This window comes from Prauserella sediminis (assembly GCF_014195435.1).
Classification (GTDB): Bacteria; Actinomycetota; Actinomycetes; order Mycobacteriales; family Pseudonocardiaceae; genus Prauserella; species Prauserella salsuginis.
This window is the reverse complement of the sequence record NZ_JACIBS010000002.1, coordinates 232,106-248,764: the sequence shown is the minus strand read 5'-3', so window position 1 is coordinate 248,764 and position 16,659 is coordinate 232,106. Positions and strand designations below refer to the sequence as shown.

The window sequence follows — 16,659 nt, the reverse complement described above, 5'->3', positions numbered from 1 at the left end:
TCGCACGTGTCCGGGCCTGCGGAAGCCGCCGGCCCGTGTACGGACGGACGCTGCGGCGCTGCCCGGCGTGCGCGGTGCGGCGTGCGGTGTCCTACGGAGCCGTTCGGCGTGCACGGTGCGGCGGGAGTCGTCCCGGTGCGGGCCGGCCCGCCGTGACGGCCGATCGCGCGTGACGATCCGTTCGGCGTGCCGTCCCCGTCACCGGACGGGCGTAACGTTACGGTGCCTCCGTTCGTTAGCCCCACGGGTGAATCGGTGCACGGAAAGGCCAGGCGGTGCGCACAGCGGGAACCGGGGACGGTGGGCAGCACCGTGGCGGCATGATGCCGGGACTGAGGCCCGTGGCGGCGCGACTGGGAATCGTCCTGCTCGTGCTCGCCCTCGGTGCGGGTGGCGTCTGGCTGGCGGCCGGCGCGGCGACGCCGGAGGCGAGCCCGACGACGACCGACGTGCCCGCGCGCGACATCGAACCGGCACGTGTGACGCCCGGCTCGGCTGCTCCCGCCGAGCAGGCGTCGGTGGCGCCGGAACCGCGTTCGGACCCGGGTGCCAGCAGTGGCGGTGGGCGGGAACGTCCCGCCGATTCACTCGACGCCTGGGCCGAACACACCGCGGCGGCCACCGGTGTGCCGGCCCGCGCGCTGCGGGCCTACGGCTACGCGGAGCTCGCGATGCGCGAGCACGAGCCGGAGTGCCGCGTCTCCTGGGCCACGCTGGCAGGCATCGGCCGTGTCGAATCCGACCACGGCCGTTACGGCGGCGTCACACTCCAGCAGGACGGCAGGCCCTCGGGCCCGATCATCGGTGTGCCCCTCAACGGAACCCCCGGTGTCCGCAGCATCACCGACACCGACGGCGGCCGACTCGACGGCGATCGCCGGCACGACCGGGCCGTCGGGCCCATGCAGTTCATCCCGAGTACCTGGGTGCGCTACGCCAGTGACGGCAACGGCGACGGCCGGGCCGATCCGCAGCAGATCGACGACGCCGCCGTCACCGCGGCGCGCTACCTGTGCGCCGGCGGCCGGGACATGTCCGGAGCCGACGGCTGGTGGGCCGGGATCATGTCCTACAACAACTCCGTCGAGTACGCGCAGAAGGTCTTCGGTCTCGCCGACGGCTACGCGGCGCAGGCCGCGGGCTCGCGAGGCTGAGCGGTCCCGCCGGGCCACCCGTGGTGCGGGCCCGACCTCCGTGGCCCGGGGGTGTGTGACCGCGGTCGCGGCGGTGGGAGTGCTAGCGTCGGAGACGTGAATCCCCGCTCCGTCACCGGCCGTGCCGTGGGCATCACGCTGCTGTGTGTCGCGGCCATGGTGGTGTGCTTCGGACTGGCCTGGTGGCAGTGGGACCGATTCTCCTCGGCAGGCGGAACGTTCCAGAACCTCGGCTACGTCCTGCAGTGGCCGCTGTTCGGGCTGTTTCCCGCGTTCATGGTCTGGCGGTGGCGGGTACTGAGCCGCCGCAGGGCCGACGAGGCCACCGACGGATCCGGCGCCGAGCACGGCCACGCCACGGCTCAGACCGGTGATCCGTCCGCCCCGGTGGCCGATTCCCGCGAACCCGCCCGGCGCCCCGCCCCGAAGTGGCGCAGGTCCGACAGTGACGGAAGCGACCGGGAAGACCCCGCCGACGCCGAACTCGCCGCGTACAACCGGTACCTGGCCGAGCTCAACGCACGTGACCAAGAGGTGAAGTGACGACATGGTGACGACCGACCGCGACGCCGACGGCGGGAACACCGCGGCCACGACCGCCACGGGCGGCCAGGCCCCGGGATCGTTGCGCGGGCCACTGGCCCGGTTCCGCGTCGCCGCCTTCGCCACCGGTATCGGGCTGCTCGGGCTGGTGGTCGTGATGGTGATCCGCTACGGCTTCGACAACGCGGGCCCGTCGGCGGTGTACTCGCCGATCCACGGCGTCGTCTACATGATCTACCTGGTGCTGGCGGTGGACCTCGCGCTCAAGGCCCGTTGGTCGGTGAAGGGCACGATCGGCGTACTGCTTGCCGGATGCGTGCCGCTGCTGTCGTTCTGGGTCGAGCGCAAGGTCCACCAGCGGGTCACCGCGGGGAAGAAGCTCTGACCGACGTCCGCACCGCATGCGGGGGCACGGTGCCCGCCCGCAATGCCTCGGCGTCGATCGACTCGGGTCGGTAGCCCTCGCCGCCCGCGGTGACGGCCGCGAGCCGGTCCTGCATCGTGGCCACCGGGTCGCCGATCCGGTCGTGCCTGCCCGACAGGAACGCCCACTCGTGTTCGTCGGAGCCGTAGTAGACGGCGGTGTCGAACAGCTCGGTGAATCGCCGCCATGCGGCGACGAGCGTGCGGTTGCGCCACATCGTGGGACAGCCGCCCTGGCAGGTCACCACGCCGCCGGGGGCGAGCAGGCCGGCGCATCGCCGCAGGAAATCGGCCTCGTAGAGGCGGTTGTGCTGAGCCTCGGGATCTTCGCTCTCGTCAGGTAGGTCGATCAGCACGACGTCGTAGCGGGTGCCCGCGGACTCGGCCGAGGCCAGGAAGTCGAAGCCGTCGCGGTAGTGCATCCGCACCGGTCCGTCGTGCGACTCGGCGGCGGCCAGCTCGGCCTCGGTGTAGCCGTAGGGCAGGTGCCGGGCGCACAGGCGGACCGTCTCGGCGTCGATGTCGACGTGGTCCACCCGTGCCGCCCCGTGCGCGAGGGCCATCGCACTCGCGACACCTTCGCTCGAACCGATGATCAACACGGAACGCACCTGGTCGGCCAGCAGCAGCGGCGGCACGGTCAGCGCCTCGTGGTAGACGAGCTGGGTGGCGTCGGTGCTCTGCCGCTCGCCGTCGCAGAACAGGGTGAGGCCGTGGGCGGTGCGGCCGATCACGACGTGCTGGAACTCGGTCGTCGTGTCGACCACCACCTCGTCGACCCGCCAGGTACGGGTCATGCCGTCGGCGAGCGGTTCGACGATCTCGGTCGCGGTGGCGGATCCGGTGCTGGTGGGGGACACGCCTCACCCTCCTGTCATGGTCGTCTGCCGGGCGGGGTGGCCGCGCCGGACGGTGGACATGGTCACCGGCCCGCTGCTCAGGGCGTCGCCGAGCAGCTGGACGGCATGAGCGGGGTCGGCGCGGTCACCGCACGTGAACACGTCCACGAACGCCGCCCCGATCTCCGGGTACGTATGCACCGACGCGTGGGACTCGGCGAGCATCGCCAGCACGGTCACCCCCTGTGGCTGGAACCGATGGGCGATGACGTCACAGACCGTCGCGCCGGCCTCGGTGAGCGTGCGCGCCAGCGCGGCGCGCAGAAACGGCTCGTCGTCGAGCAACCGTGGGTCGACACCGTCGAGCTCGGCGAGAACGTGCGTTCCCGAGAACGCACCGACGTCGCTGCGGTCAGTCGGCACCGGTTGGCCTCCCTTCGCGGATGCAGTAGGTACGGAGTGGCGGAATGCCGTTGAACGCCACCGACGAGTAACTCGCCGTGTACGCGCCGGCGGCAAGGATGTCGATCCGGTCCCCGGCGCGCAAGGACTCGGGTAACCGGTACCGCGTCCGCTGATACAGCACGTCGTCGCCGTCACACGTCGGGCCGGCCAGGATCACCGGACCGTCGGGACCGCCGCGGGGGTCGACGGGTTCGACGGGGTAGGTGATCGCCTCGTTCTCGGTTTCGGCGAGCCCGTTGTAGCGGCCGATGTCGAGGTACACCCAGCGGTGGTCGTCGTGCGGGTCCTTGCGGCTCACCAGGACCACCTCGGCGCGGATCAGCCCGGCCTCGGCGACGATCGCGCGCCCGGGTTCGACGACCAGTTCCGGTTCCCCGTCGGGGAAATGCGTGCGCAGGGACCGGCCGATCGCGGCGGCGTAGTCGGCCGGGTCCGGCGCGGGCCGTCGGTAGCTCGTGGCCAGGCCTCCGCCGATGTTGAGCCTGCGCAGCTGCACGCCGCGTGCTGCCGTTTCGGTGAACACGGAGGCGGCCGACGCGATCGCGCCGTCCCACGCGTCCGGGTCCTGTTGCTGTGAGCCGACGTGGATGCTGACGCCCACCGGGTCCAGACCCAGCTCTGCCGCCTCGACGAGCAGGTCCGTGGCGAGCGCGGGGCTGCAGCCGAACTTGCGGCCGAACGGCGTCGCCGAGTCCGGCGGGTCCACGAGGAGCCGCACCGAGACCTGCGCCCCGGGGGCGTGAGCGGCGATGGCGTGGAGATCGCTGCCGGCCTCGCAGGTGTACTCCGCCACGCCGGCGGCGTGGGCGTGGGCGATGTCGGCCGGCTTCTTGATGGTGTTGCCGTAGGACAGTGTGTGGCCTTCGGATCCCGCGGCCAGGCACAGGTCGATCTCGGCGGGGCTGGCGACGTCGAACCAGGCGCCCTCCTCGGCCAACCCCTGCAGGACCTCGTGGGCGGGATTGGCCTTGACGGCGTACTGGATGCGGGCCTGCGGGAATGCCGCCACGAGTGCCCGGTACCGGGCCACGACGGTGTCGGTGTCCACGACGAGGCACGGGGTCGGTGGGTTGTGCTCGGCCAGGAACCGTCGTAACGCCGGAGGCGGTGTCGGGGTGTGGTCACGGTGGTTCACGTGGGTGAGGTTCGCAGGTCCTGACCTCGGCGCCCGGTCCTGGGCCGGGTGAGTGTGCGGCGTGCAACTTGATCACCGGTCCGAGCGGCGTCCATTCACCAACCGTGTAGGCCACGCGTGGAACTGTTGCGTGTCGTGAATTCCGTGGGTGGACGGTATGGCCACCCTGTCATTTCTGTCCGCATTGCGGCCGATGATGTAGAACCACAGCAATTGTGCTCTCCGTTTTCAGGGGAGTCGCAAAAGTCGCTGAATCGGGTGACAGACACCAGGGTTGACAGGCGAGGTCTGTTGCACGGTGTAGTGATCAGGCCGCTGATATGCCGCCGACCGGCGCGGGGAGACGGCGGAGGGCGGGGTCTGCGGACGGGTGAGTCGGCCGGCGTCCCTTCGGCGGGGTAGAGGACTGGACCACCGGTTCGAGGGACACCGGCCGGGTAGGTGCATCCGGGATACACCACAAGATCGGGGACTCTTTGAACTCGCTGCGTAATCGCCGCCCCGGTGGAGGTGGACTGCTGGAGGGGTTCAAGGCTGAGGTCTGATCCATGTGGGTGAAACTTGACCAGGAAGCTGCTGCGACTTCAGTAACCAAATTCCCACGCCGTGTTCCCGGAAAGTGGAAACCGAGTGCCGCCGAGTCGGGTGAATGACGATTTCCGCTGGTCATGCTGTGGCTGTCGAGATCATTTGGTGACAACCCGATTGGCTGTACGATTTCTGACGCCCCGGCCAAGCGAATTGGGTGCCACGGCACGGATCTGTGGATTCAACCTGCAGATCGCAACTCGCCGGCCGGTGTCTGTGGGGGAGGACGGCACGGCCGGGGCGGGCGGAAGCGACAGCGGCGACCGGGCCGACGGGTCGGGTGGCGACAGCGTCGGTGGCGTCCGCGGTCTTCGGGCCTGCGGCGTCACGGCGGCGGTGTCCGGCACGAGGCCGGGCGTATCCGGCGCCCGTCCCGGAGAAGCCGGATACGGAGGAACGACCAGACATGCGGTACAGCGCGCGGTGCACAGGCCGGGTCCCGGCCGGTCCGTCCGGGCCGGCGTGCTCTGCCGGACTCCCGGACAGGGCCGCCCCGCGCCGTACCGGGCCGGAGATCGTCGTGGCCGTGAGCGAGCCGGAGAGGGAGTCACGTACGTGACCGTTGCAGGAGAAGGCCGAGTGCCCGTGGGGCAGCTTCTCGGAGAGGGCGCCCCGAAGCCGTCCCCGTGGAAGGCTCTGGCGCGCTGGCGGGACTGGAAACTGCCAGCCAAGCTCGGAGCCGTCACGGTGATTCCCATCGTCATCGCGCTGGTGCTGGGCGGACTGACGCTCGCGGCCCAGCTCGACCGAGCGGACCGGTACGACCGGGTGGCGGAGCTGGCGGAGCTCAACTCCGCATCCCGCACGCTGCTCGACGCCCTGCAGCGGGAGCGCACCGCCACCGCGGCCGCGCTCACCCAGGGCAACGGTGCCGATTCGGCGCAGCTGACCGAACTCCGCGACGAGGTGGACCGCGCGGTGGGTCCGGTGCGGGCCGCGCTCGGCACGGAGGGGGCCGAGCTCGACGCGCTCACCGAGCCGCGCGCCGACCTGAACGAGCAGCTCGACCGCCTCTCGTCGCTGCGGGAACGGGTCCGCACCGGCCAGCTCGGCGCGATCCAGGCGGCACAGTCCTACTCGGTCATCACGTCCTCGCTGCTCGCGGTCGACGTCGCCGCGGTGTCGGGTATGGGCGACCGTGCCGTGGGTGGCACTCCCACCGCGTTGCACGATGTCCTGGTCGCCCGTGAGGAGGTGTCGATCCAGCAGGTGCTGGTGGCGCACGGCATCGACCGCGGGGGACTCGCCCCGAGCGAGTTCGACCAGCTCCGGACCTCGGCGGTGCGGCTGGACGACCGGTTGACCGAGTTCGGCAGCGCGGCCACCGTCGAGCAGCGCAACGCCTTCAACGAGGCCGTGCGCGGCGAGGCGTTCGACAACCGCGAACAGATCATGCGCGGACTCCTCGCCGGGCAGGGCGCCGACGCCGCGTTCGACGAGATCCCGGCGGGCCAGTGGCAGGACGTCTCCGGTGGCGTGTTCGCCTCGACGGGGCAGTTCGCGGGCCAGCTGGGCGACGAGGTCATGACCGGCGCCGACGACGCCGCGAGCGGTGCGCACGCGGCGGTGGTCTGGCTGGCCGTGCTGTTCGTCCTGGCACTGGCCCTGGCCGCGGTCGTCGTGTTCGTGATCACGCGGCAGCTGCTGCGTTCGCTGAACGTGCTGCGCACCGCGGCGCTCGACGTGGCGGACCGGGCGCTGCCTGAAGCCGTCCGGTCGATCCAGGACGGCCAGTCGCAGAACCCGGTCGTGCGCCCCGTCCCGGTATCCACCGATGACGAGATCGGGCAGGTCGCCCGTGCGTTCGACGCCGTGCACAACCAGGCGCTGCGTCTCGCGGTCGAGCAGGCCGGTATGCGGGCGGGATTCGCGGGCGTGTTCGTCAACCTGTCCCGGCGGAGTCAGAGCCTCGTGCAGCGGCAGCTGCAGCTCATCGAGCGGCTGGAACGGGACGAGGAGGACGCCGACCAGCTGGCCACGCTGTTCCAGCTCGACCACCTCGCCACGCGGATGCGGCGCAACAACGAGAACCTCATGGTGCTGTCCGGTGACGAGCCGGGCAGGAGGTCCGGTCGGCCGGTGTCGGCGACCGACGTGCTCCGTGCGGCCGTGTCCGAGATCGAGCAGTACCAGCGGGTCGTGGTGAACACCCCGCCATCGGCGCGGGTTGTCGGCTACGCCGCGGGCGACCTCGTCCGCCTGGTGGCCGAGCTGCTCGACAACGCGACCGCGTTCTCCGCACCGGAGACTCGGGTCACGCTCTCCAGCAGGCTCCTGGACGACGGCGCGCTGCAGGTCGACATCACCGACCGTGGCATCGGTATGAACGAGGCCGAACTGGAGGAGGCCAACGGCCGGCTCCGCGACGTCGGTCCCGTCGACATCGCGACCTCCCGGCGGATGGGCCTGTTCGTGGTCGGCCGGCTGGCCGAGCGGCACGGCTTCCGCATCGCCCTGCAGGGCGGTCCGGACTCCACCGGTGTCACGGCCGTCGTGACCGTGCCCTCCGAGGTCGTCATCGTCGAACAGCAGACGCCCACGGAGGTGCTCGCGCAGACCGCTCCCGGGGACACGGCACGCCCTGCCGGTACGCCGGGTTCGGCGACCGGGGCGGTCACCGGCCGTGGCCCGACCGCTGCGAACGGCACGGCTGCGAACGGCACGGCTGCGAACGGCACGGCGGCCACCGGCAACGGCGGGGCCGCCGGGACGAGCAGCGGACTGCCGCAGCGCCGTGCCGCCGGCTCGGCACTGCCGGCCTCCTTCGCTCCGCTGACCCAGGGCGGCGATGCTCCGTCGGAAACCGAGGTGTCCGGAACGGCGTTGTTCAGCCCCGTCACCGGTGCCGAACAGCAGGGTGGCGACACGGACCGGCCGGCGTCCGGGAACGACGACGCGGCGGGGTCCGGCCCAGGCAACGGCGGCGACCGAAACGGGCGCTCGACGGCGGACGAGGGTGGCCTGCCGATCCCGCAGCAGGGCGGCCCGGCCGACGAGCCACGGTCCGGATCACAGCACGATGCCGAGGACCAGGACCACGAGAGCGGCTCCGAATCGTCGAGCGACGGGACCGGCTCGGGAACGCGGAACGGCGCCAAGCCGAACCTTCCGCGCCGCAAGCCGGGTGCGAGCCGCACCTCCCACGACGGGAGTTCGCGGTCCGGCGGATCGGCGGGCACCGGTGCCGCGGCCGGATCCGACGGCACGTCGGACGCCGCTGCGGAGCCCGACGACGCGGACCGGAACGGTGCGGCCGCGCCGAGCTCCGGTCTCGGTGGGTCCGCCCTGTTCGCAGCGCCGGACACCGAGGTCACCGACTGGTGGAACGCCGCGACGTCGGCCAAGCAGCCGCCGGCTCCCGAACCGAAACCGAAGCAGAAGGACGGCTCCGAGGGCACGCCGATCTTCAACGACATGCTGTCGGCCTGGTTCCGCAGCACTTCGGACGGACACGAGGACCAGGGTTGGGGTACGTCGACCGACCCGCGTCGTCGGTCGGCCGCCGACGAACCCGCGGGCTACACGTCGGCGGGCCTGCCCCAGCGGCAGCGCGGCCGGAAGCTGATGCCGGGCAGCGCGTCGGACGCCGACAGCGGTGCCGTGAACGGCGTGTCACACGAGGCGCCGAAGCCTCCGCGGGACGCCTCGGGCGTGCGCAGCCGCCTGAGCAGTTTCCAGCAGGGCGTCAGCCGCGGTCGGCGCAGGAAGGACCCGGAGGACCAGGCCGACGCCACGACGGCATCGGACGCGCCCGTGAACGGCGTCGCGGCAGCCGCCGACCGGGCCGCCGCCGACTCCCAGAGCACGGCGCCGGATGCGACGGCACCGGAGACGGCAGCGCAGGAGACGGCAGGGCACGGGACGGCGACACCGGCCTCGGCGAACGCCTCGGAGAACGCCACAGCGCAGGACTCCGCTTCTCAGGACTCCGCTTCTCAGGACTCGGCGTCGCAGGACGCTGCATCGCCGACCCCGAAGTCGCGGGAGTCGGGGTCGGCGGCACCGGGCGGACGGGGCCCGCAGCCCCGGCGCTCCGGGGCCGACGCGCCGACGACCGCGGCGGGCCTGCCGCAGCGGCGGCGCAAGCCGCGGCCCGCCTCGGCGACGACTCCGCAGCCGCAGGCGAACCCGGCGGCCGACGGCACCTCACCGGTGAACGGCGTCCGTGCGGAGGCGACGCAGGCCGACGCGAGCGCTGCGACCGCCGAGCCGGCGACCGCAGGCGCTACGGCTGAGGATGACGCGGCCAGCACCGCGGGCGCCGAAGCCACGACCACGGAAGCCGTGACGACGGAAGCGGCGACCACGGAAGCGGCGACCACGGAAGCGGCGACCACCGAAGCCGGGACCAGGGAAGCAGCCGACACCGAGGGGAGCCCGGCCGCCACGTCCGACTGGACGTTCGCCGCGGACGAGCGGTGGCGGACGGTGGAGTCGGCGTCGGATGCGGCGCCGACCGGTTACACCCCGGCCGGGTTGCCCCGCCGCCAGCGCGGCCAGCAGCTCATGCCGGGCAGTGCGACGTCGACGGGACCGGCGGGTAGCCGGCCGCGGCGCGAGCGTGACCCCGCCGACGTGCAGGGCAGGCTCAGCAGTTTCCAGCAGGGAATTCGCCGAGGCCGGCATCGGACCGCTCAGGCGAGCGACAGCAGTGAACAGAAAGTGGAGGGTGAATGACCGCGCCGGATCGGGCTCAGCCCCAACAGAACCAGTTCGGATGGCTGGTGAACGACTTCGCCGAGCGAGTGCCGGGCGTGGCGCATGCCGTCGTCGTGTCGGCGGATGGGTTGCTACTCACCGCGTCGAACCGGCTGCCGCTCGACCGCGCCGACCAGCTCGCCGCCGTCGCCTCCGGCCTGATCAGCCTGACCCAGGGTGCCGCCCGTTGCTTCGAGGCGGGCGCCGTCAACGAGACGGTCGTCGAAATGGAACTCGGCATCATGGTGCTGATGTCCATCAGTGACGGTTCGTGCCTGGCCGTGCTGGCCGCGCCGAACTGCGACATCGGTCAGGTGGCGTACGAGATGACGCTCCTCGTCGACCGGGTCGGGCAGATCCTGACGCCCGAGCTGCGTGCGCAGCTCCAGGGCGCGGGCGGCCCGCTGGTCGGCGGATCGGTGGGATGACCGTAGCGATGAGCACTGACTCCGGATTCGGGAGCGGGAACGACGAGAGCGCGATCGCTGACGTGCTCAACGGCTTCGCGCTCACGTCCGGACTGCGCGGCCGCAAGAGCGGCAAGCGCAGGGACGAGCCCGACGACAGTCGGGAAGCAACCGGCGAGCACGACAGCCGGGAAGCAGCGTCGTCCGCACCGGCCGAACCCACCGACGTGGTGTGGCCCGGTGAGGAGGACCACGACCGGTCATGGACCGGAGAGGAGCAGTTTGTGTCGGCCGAACCCATCCCCGTCGAGCCGGTGGCACCGCCGCTGGCGGCTGAGGAAACCGGTTTCGTCCGTCCTTACGCCATCACCGGCGGCCGGACGAAAGCGAACTACCCGCTGGAACTCGAGACGCTGATCTCGACCCGTGATGCCGCGGTCCTTCCGGTCCCCGATCAGCTCGAGCATCAGGTCATCATGGAAGAATGCCGGACTCCGCGTTCGGTGGCCGAGATCGCAGCGGTTCTGCAGGTGCCGCTCGGAGTGGCGCGAGTGCTGATCAGCGACGCGGCGGACACGGGGTTGGTGACCGTGCACCGCACCGTGGCGGGCAGCGAGAACGCCGAAGCGCATTTTACGTTGATGGAAAGGGTGTTGAGTGGACTCCGTCGGCTTTAAGGCACCGCGCCAGGCCGCGCCGCAGACGATGACCTCGGCGAAGATCGTCGTGGCAGGCGGATTCGGCGCGGGCAAGACAACATTCGTCGGTTCGGTGTCCGAGATCGTGCCGTTGACGACCGAGGCGATGATGACGGACGCGAGCACCGGCATCGACGACACGGCGGCGACGCCGAACAAGTCCACCACCACGGTGGCCATGGATTTCGGTCGCGTCTCGCTCGACGAGGACCTGATCCTGTACCTGTTCGGCACGCCCGGCCAGGAGCGCTTCTGGTTCATGTGGGACGACCTGGTGCGCGGCGCGATCGGCGCCGTCGTACTGGCCGACACCCGGCGCCTCGCCGACTCGTTCGCACCCATCGACTTCTTCGAGGACCGGGGCCTGCCGTACATCGTCGGCGTCAACACCTTCGACGGTGTGCTCCAGCACGACCTGGGTGACGTGCGGGAGGCGCTGTCGATCGACGAGAGCATCCCACTGGTGCGCTGCGACGCCCGGCAACGCGAATCGACCAAGCAGACGCTGATCACGATGGTCGAATACGCCATGCAGCAGTGGCTGGCGGTGCGCGGCGCCGCGGCTCCGAAGCCTGTCGGCTGAGTGGACGACCCCGGCGGCCGTGCTTCCGCGGCCACCGCGGGCGGGAGAGACCGTCGTCACGGTCGACTGCGGCTTTGAATTAGTAGGAAGTCCAAGTATTTTGGTGGCATGACCACCGAGCTGCACCAGCCTGTGCATCCCGTCCGGTTCGTCACTGCGGCGAGTCTGTTCGACGGACACGATGCCTCGATCAACATCATGCGGCGCATCCTGCAGGCGCAGGGTGCGGAGGTGATCCACCTCGGGCACAACCGCTCCGTCGACGAGGTCGTGACGGCCGCCATCACCGAGGATGTGCAGGGCGTGGCCATCAGCGCGTATCAGGGCGGCCACGTCGAGTACTTCTCGTACCTGGTCGAGCTGCTCCGGGAACGCGGGGCGGGCCATGTGAAGGTGTTCGGTGGTGGCGGCGGCGTCATCGTCCAGGACGAGATCGACCTGCTGCACTCGCGCGGTGTGGCGCGGATCTTTTCACCGGAGGACGGGCTGGAGCTCGGCCTGCCGGGCATGATCAACCACATGGTCCGGGAGTGCGACGTCGACCTGGCCCAGCAGCCCGCCGGCGACCTGGACCAGCTGTTGGCGGGTGATACCCGGACGCTGTCGCGAGTGGTCTCGCAGCTGCAGCAGGGTGTCCTGTCCGCCGAGTGGCTCGGTGCCGTCCGCGAGGCGGCCCAGGCGCGGACGGTGCCCGTGCTCGGTATTACCGGCACCGGAGGGTCCGGCAAGTCGTCGCTGACCGACGAACTCGTGCGCCGGTTCCGCAACGACCAGGAGGACAAGCTCCGGATCGCGGTGCTGGCGGTCGACCCGACGCGCCGCCGCGGCGGTGGTGCACTGCTCGGCGACCGCATCCGGATGAACTGTCTCGACGGCGACCGCGTGTTCTTCCGGTCGCTGGCCACGCGCACCACCAGTGGCGAGATCCCGCAGGGCCTCGACGAGACCGTGCTGGCCTGTAAGGCGGCCGGATTCGACCTCGTCATCGTCGAGACCCCCGGTATCGGCCAGGGTGACGCGGGGATCGTCGACCACGTCGACCACTCGCTGTATGTCATGACGCCCGAGTTCGGCGCGGCCTCGCAGCTCGAGAAGATCGACATGCTCGACTTCGCCGACGTGGTGGCGATCAACAAGTTCGAACGGCGCGGCGCCGAGGACGCGCGCCGTGACGTCGCACGGCAGCTGGTGCGCAACCGTGAGGCGTTCGGTTCCGACCCCGAGGACATGCCCGTCTACGGCACGAGCGCGGCCACGTTCAACGACGACGGCGTCACGGCGCTGTACCAGGAGCTGCGCGACATGCTGGCCGACGGCGGGCTGTCGGTGTCGGCGGGGACGCTGGAGCAGGTCGAGGGCAAGGTGTCGACGCAGACGGCGACGATCATCCCGCAGCACCGGGTCCGGTACCTGGCGGAGATCGCCGAGACCGTGCGCGGCTACCACGCCGAGACCGAACGTCAGGCCGACGCCGTGCGCACCCGCGAGCACTTCGCCGTGGCCAGGGAGGCGCTCGCCGCCGACGGCGGGGACGCAGCGGCGCTCGACCGTCTGCTCGAACGTGCCGAGTCCGACGTGGACGGCAAGACGACCGAGCTGCTCGGCCGTTGGGAGGAGCTGTCCGAGTCCTACCGCGGCGAGGAGCTCGCGTTCACGGTGCGGGACAAGGAGATCCGCACCGAGCTGTGGCGGGACACGCTCTCCGGCAGCAGGATTCCGCGCGTGGCGTTGCCGCGGTACAAGGACAAGGGCGAACTCGTGTCGTTCCTGCGGCGCGAGAACCTGCCCGGCTACTTCCCGTACACCGCGGGCGTGTTCCCGTTCAAGCGCGACGGCGAGGATCCGGCCCGCATGTTCGCCGGCGAAGGTGATGCGTTCCGGACGAACCGGCGGTTCAAGTACCTGTCCGCCGACTCCGAGGCAAAGCGACTGTCGACGGCGTTCGACTCGGTGACGCTCTACGGTTTCGATCCGGACACCCGCCCGGACATCTACGGCAAGGTGGGCACGTCGGGTGTCTCCATCGCGACGCTCGACGACATGAAGGCGCTCTACGACGGCTTCGACCTCACGGCGCCGTCGACGTCGGTCTCGATGACCATCAACGGTCCCGCTCCGACGATCCTGGCGTTCTTCCTGAACACGGCGATCGACCAGCGGGTGGACGTGTTCCGTTCGGAGCACGGGCGCGAGCCGAGCGCCGACGAGGCCGCCGAGATTCGCGAGTGGACACTGCGGCAGGTGCGCGGCACGGTGCAGGCCGACATCCTCAAGGAGGACCAGGGGCAGAACACCTGTATCTTCTCCACCGAGTTCAGCCTCCGGATGATGTCGGATATCCAGGAGTGGTTCATCGAACACGGCGTCCGGAACTTCTACTCGGTGTCCATTTCGGGCTATCACATCGCCGAGGCCGGGGCGAACCCGATCTCGCAGCTGGCGTTCACGCTGGCCAACGGCTTCACCTACGTCGAGTCCTATTTGGCCAGGGGCATGGACATCGACGAGTTCGCCCCCAGCCTGTCGTTCTTCTTCTCCAACGGCATGGACGCCGAGTACTCGGTGCTGGGCCGGGTGGCCCGCCGGATCTGGTCCGTGGCGATGCGCGAACGCTACGGCGCGGGGGAGCGGTCGCAGAAGCTCAAGTACCACGTGCAGACCTCGGGGCGGTCGCTGCACGCGCAGGAGATGAACTTCAACGACATCCGCACGACGCTGCAGGCGTTGTGCGCGCTGTACGACAACGCCAACTCGTTGCACACCAACGCCTACGACGAGGCGATCACGACCCCGAGCGAGAGTTCGGTGCGCCGTGCCATGGCCATCCAGATGATCATCAACAAGGAATGGGGCCTGTCGAAGAACGAGAACCCGCTGCAGGGATCGTTCATCATCGACGAGCTCACCGACCTCGTGGAGGAGGCCGTGCTCACCGAGTTCGAGCGCATCTCCGAACGCGGCGGTGTGCTCGGCGCGATGGAGACCGGTTATCAGCGCGGCAAGATCCAGGACGAGTCGATCACCTACGAGCGGCTCAAGCACAACGGCGAGCTGCCGATCGTCGGGGTGAACACGTTCCGCAACCCGGACGACGACGAGGCGGAGGGCGAGGTCGAACTCGCCCGTGCCACCGAGGACGAGAAGCGCTCGCAGCTGCAGCGCCTCGAGGACTTCCAGACGAGGAACCACGCCGAGGCCCAGGTGCAGCTGACGCGGCTGCGGGACGCGGCGGCACGGGACGAGAACGTGTTCGCCGTCCTCATGGACGCGGCGCGGGTGTGCTCGCTCGGGCAGATCACCGAGGCGTTCTTCGAGGTGGGCGGCCAGTACCGACGCAACGTCTGACCGCGATCGGTCGGGCACCACTCCCTCCGCCGGTCACGGCCTCGGCGGAGGGAGTGACCTGTCTTTGGTCCCCGGTTGTCCGTTCCGGGAATGCATGCCGAGGGCGGCCGGTTGGGCATGGGTATGAAGTTCGGTGTTTCGACGTTCGTGACCGACGAGGGAATCCGGCCGGGCCGACTGGGTGCGGCGCTGGAGGAACGGGGCCTGAGCTCGCTGTTCCTCGCCGAGCATTCCCACATCCCCGTCAGCAGGGAGTCGCCGTATCCCGACGGCGGTGACCTGCCGCGCAAGTATTACCGCACGCTCGACCCGTTCGTGGCGCTCACCGCGGCCGCCGCGACGACGCGGGAGCTGACCGTGGGCACGGGAATCGCCCTGCTGCCACAGCGTGATCTGATCCACACCGCGAACGAGGGCGCCAGCCTGGATCTGGTGTCGGACGGCCGGTTCGTGCTCGGCGTCGGTGTCGGATGGAACCGTGAGGAAATGCGCAACCACGGCGTGGACCCGGCGACCCGCGGCGCACTGATGAACGAGCAGCTGGAGGCGTTGACCCGGCTGTGGACCGAGGAGCAGGCCGAGTTCCACGGCCGGTTCGTGGACTTCGACCCCGTGTACGCGTGGCCGAAGCCGGCCGCCACGCCGCATCCACCGATCTATGTGGGCGGTGAGAGTCCGGCGGCGTTGCGCCGTACCGTCGCCTGGGGCGACGGCTGGTTGCCGCGGCCGCACACCAGCCCGGACGAGATCCGGCAGGCGCAGGACTGGTTCGCCGAGCAGGGGAAGCCGGATGTGCCGATGGCGATCTTCGGGGCGCCCGCCGACGAGAAGGTGATCGCGGGGTGGGCCGAGGCCGGTGTCGACCACGTGACCTTCATGCTCGAGACCGCGCCGGAATCGGACACGCTGCGGGAACTCGACGAGTTCGCCGCCTTCGCGCAGCGCTACGGCAGCTGAGAGTCCGGCGGATCGTGCGGGCGTTCCCTCGGACCGCGGGGTTTGCGGGGGAACGCCCTGACGGTTCAGTCGAGGAGCAGGTGGACCGACAACTCGAGGCGTTTGGCGACGTCCGCCGCGGACGCACGGCGGGTGACCCAGGCAACGAGGTTGGCCATCCAGACGTCGGCGATCACGTGGAAGACGTCGCGGTCGTGGTCGGTGGGCTCCTCGATGCCCATCGCCTTGGCGAACATGTTCTCCATCATGGCGCCGACCTGTTCGACCTCGGCCGCCGCCGTGGTGTCGGCGAACATGAACGCCCGCACCATCGCCTCGGTGAGATGCGGGTCCCGTTGCATCATGCGGGTGTTGCGGCCCAGGACCACGAGCAGTCGCTCGGTGGACGTCTCGCCCGGGATGCTGCCGCGGTCGAGCTTGTCCTGTGCTCGTTCGAACTCGCGCGCGAGTCCGGACACGAGCAGGTGGATCTTGGACGGGAAGTAGCGGTAGAGAGTGCCGAGGGCGACGTCGGCGCGTTCGGCCACGGTACGCATCTGCACGGCGTCGTAGCCGCCCTTCGCCGCGAGGGCGAGCGTCGCGTCGAGGATGCGCTTGCGCCGGTCGCGCTGTGCCGCCGTCCCGGGCTCGTCCCCGCCCATCGGGCCGAGAGCGGTCGAGCTCCGGGACGCCGTCTTCGACGAGGCCGGCGCCTTGGGCTTGCTTGCCATCGGCATCTCTCCTGATTAAAGAACCTGTTCCAGTCCTGATCTGCAGTCTACCCAATATCGGCTGAAACCGATGCTCGGGCTACACCCGGTTAAGTGAAACATGTTCTACAATCG

At 70.3% G+C, this 16,659-nt stretch carries 13 protein-coding genes; 9 read left to right on the top strand and 4 right to left on the bottom strand.

Annotated elements, in window-relative coordinates; all coding sequences use genetic code 11:
* The first annotated feature begins 320 nt into the window (after positions 1-320).
* The 3 genes from FB384_RS19510 to FB384_RS19500 all read left to right on the top strand — a co-directional run bounded on the left by FB384_RS19510 (position 321) and on the right by FB384_RS19500 (position 2,082).
* The gene (locus FB384_RS19510) at positions 321-1,154 is read left to right on the top strand and encodes a lytic transglycosylase domain-containing protein (RefSeq protein WP_183786131.1); all 834 of its coding nucleotides are present in this window, start codon (positions 321-323) and stop codon (positions 1,152-1,154) included.
* Between the two features lie 96 nt (positions 1,155-1,250).
* On the top strand, positions 1,251-1,697 hold the full coding sequence (locus tag FB384_RS19505) for a hypothetical protein (RefSeq protein WP_183786129.1): 447 nt from the start codon (positions 1,251-1,253) through the stop codon (positions 1,695-1,697).
* Between the two features lie 4 nt (positions 1,698-1,701).
* The gene (locus FB384_RS19500; protein ID WP_183786127.1) at positions 1,702-2,082 is read left to right on the top strand and encodes a DUF3817 domain-containing protein; all 381 of its coding nucleotides are present in this window, start codon (positions 1,702-1,704) and stop codon (positions 2,080-2,082) included.
* Here FB384_RS19500 and FB384_RS19495 read toward each other — a convergent pair.
* From FB384_RS19495 to FB384_RS19485, 3 genes are all read right to left on the bottom strand, one after another.
* Positions 2,060-2,917: a spermidine synthase gene (locus FB384_RS19495; protein WP_183786412.1), complete on the bottom strand. Its 858-nt coding sequence runs from the start codon at positions 2,915-2,917 to the stop codon at positions 2,060-2,062. The two genes, FB384_RS19500 and FB384_RS19495, sit on opposite strands and share 23 nt — an antisense overlap.
* Before the next feature lie 66 nt (positions 2,918-2,983).
* On the bottom strand, positions 2,984-3,382 hold the full coding sequence (gene speD, locus FB384_RS19490) for an adenosylmethionine decarboxylase (RefSeq protein ID WP_183786125.1): 399 nt from the start codon (positions 3,380-3,382) through the stop codon (positions 2,984-2,986).
* On the bottom strand, positions 3,372-4,559 hold the full coding sequence (locus tag FB384_RS19485; RefSeq protein ID WP_183786123.1) for a type III PLP-dependent enzyme: 1,188 nt from the start codon (positions 4,557-4,559) through the stop codon (positions 3,372-3,374). Before FB384_RS19485 ends, speD begins: the two co-directional genes overlap by 11 nt.
* A gap of 1,143 nt (positions 4,560-5,702) precedes the next feature.
* On the opposite strand from FB384_RS19485, the gene FB384_RS26535 reads away from it, so the two are divergent.
* From FB384_RS26535 to FB384_RS19455, 6 genes are all read left to right on the top strand, one after another.
* The gene (locus tag FB384_RS26535; RefSeq protein WP_323985318.1) at positions 5,703-9,824 is read left to right on the top strand and encodes a nitrate- and nitrite sensing domain-containing protein; all 4,122 of its coding nucleotides are present in this window, start codon (positions 5,703-5,705) and stop codon (positions 9,822-9,824) included.
* Positions 9,821-10,273 (top strand): roadblock/LC7 domain-containing protein, encoded by a 453-nt coding sequence (locus FB384_RS19475; protein WP_030533451.1) that lies wholly within the window; start codon positions 9,821-9,823, stop codon positions 10,271-10,273. Before FB384_RS26535 ends, FB384_RS19475 begins: the two co-directional genes overlap by 4 nt.
* 8 nt (positions 10,274-10,281) lie before the next feature.
* Complete coding sequence (locus tag FB384_RS26915) at positions 10,282-10,929, top strand: DUF742 domain-containing protein (protein WP_228726485.1); 648 nt, start codon at positions 10,282-10,284, stop codon at positions 10,927-10,929.
* Positions 10,910-11,533: a GTP-binding protein gene (locus FB384_RS19465; protein ID WP_183786121.1), complete on the top strand. Its 624-nt coding sequence runs from the start codon at positions 10,910-10,912 to the stop codon at positions 11,531-11,533. The genes FB384_RS26915 and FB384_RS19465 overlap by 20 nt, the downstream gene beginning before the upstream one ends.
* Positions 11,534-11,641: 108 nt before the next feature.
* Entirely contained in the window at positions 11,642-14,878 is a 3,237-nt protein-coding gene (icmF, locus tag FB384_RS19460) for a fused isobutyryl-CoA mutase/GTPase IcmF (RefSeq protein ID WP_183786119.1), read from the top strand.
* Between the two features lie 123 nt (positions 14,879-15,001).
* A complete protein-coding gene (locus tag FB384_RS19455; protein ID WP_183786410.1) occupies positions 15,002-15,835 on the top strand; it encodes an LLM class F420-dependent oxidoreductase in 834 nt (277 codons plus the stop codon).
* A 65-nt stretch (positions 15,836-15,900) separates the two neighbouring features.
* On the opposite strand, the gene kstR is transcribed toward FB384_RS19455, so the two are convergent.
* Entirely contained in the window at positions 15,901-16,545 is a 645-nt protein-coding gene (kstR, locus tag FB384_RS19450; RefSeq protein WP_183786117.1) for a cholesterol catabolism transcriptional regulator KstR, read from the bottom strand.
* Positions 16,546-16,659 lie beyond the last annotated feature (114 nt).

Bases quoted from the DNA above. Each gene is read 5' to 3' on its own strand.
- FB384_RS19475 (WP_030533451.1), top strand. From the start codon at position 9,821: ATGACCGCGCCGGATCGGGCTCAGCCCCAACAGAACCAGTTCGGATGG.
- kstR (WP_183786117.1), bottom strand. From the start codon at position 16,545: ATGGCAAGCAAGCCCAAGGCGCCGGCCTCGTCGAAGACGGCGTCCCGG.
- FB384_RS19495 (WP_183786412.1), bottom strand. From the start codon at position 2,917: ATGACCCGTACCTGGCGGGTCGACGAGGTGGTGGTCGACACGACGACC.
- FB384_RS19510 (WP_183786131.1), top strand. From the start codon at position 321: ATGATGCCGGGACTGAGGCCCGTGGCGGCGCGACTGGGAATCGTCCTG.
- FB384_RS26915 (WP_228726485.1), top strand. From the start codon at position 10,282: ATGAGCACTGACTCCGGATTCGGGAGCGGGAACGACGAGAGCGCGATC.
- icmF (WP_183786119.1), top strand. From the start codon at position 11,642: ATGACCACCGAGCTGCACCAGCCTGTGCATCCCGTCCGGTTCGTCACT.
- FB384_RS19500 (WP_183786127.1), top strand. From the start codon at position 1,702: ATGGTGACGACCGACCGCGACGCCGACGGCGGGAACACCGCGGCCACG.
- FB384_RS19455 (WP_183786410.1), top strand. From the start codon at position 15,002: ATGAAGTTCGGTGTTTCGACGTTCGTGACCGACGAGGGAATCCGGCCG.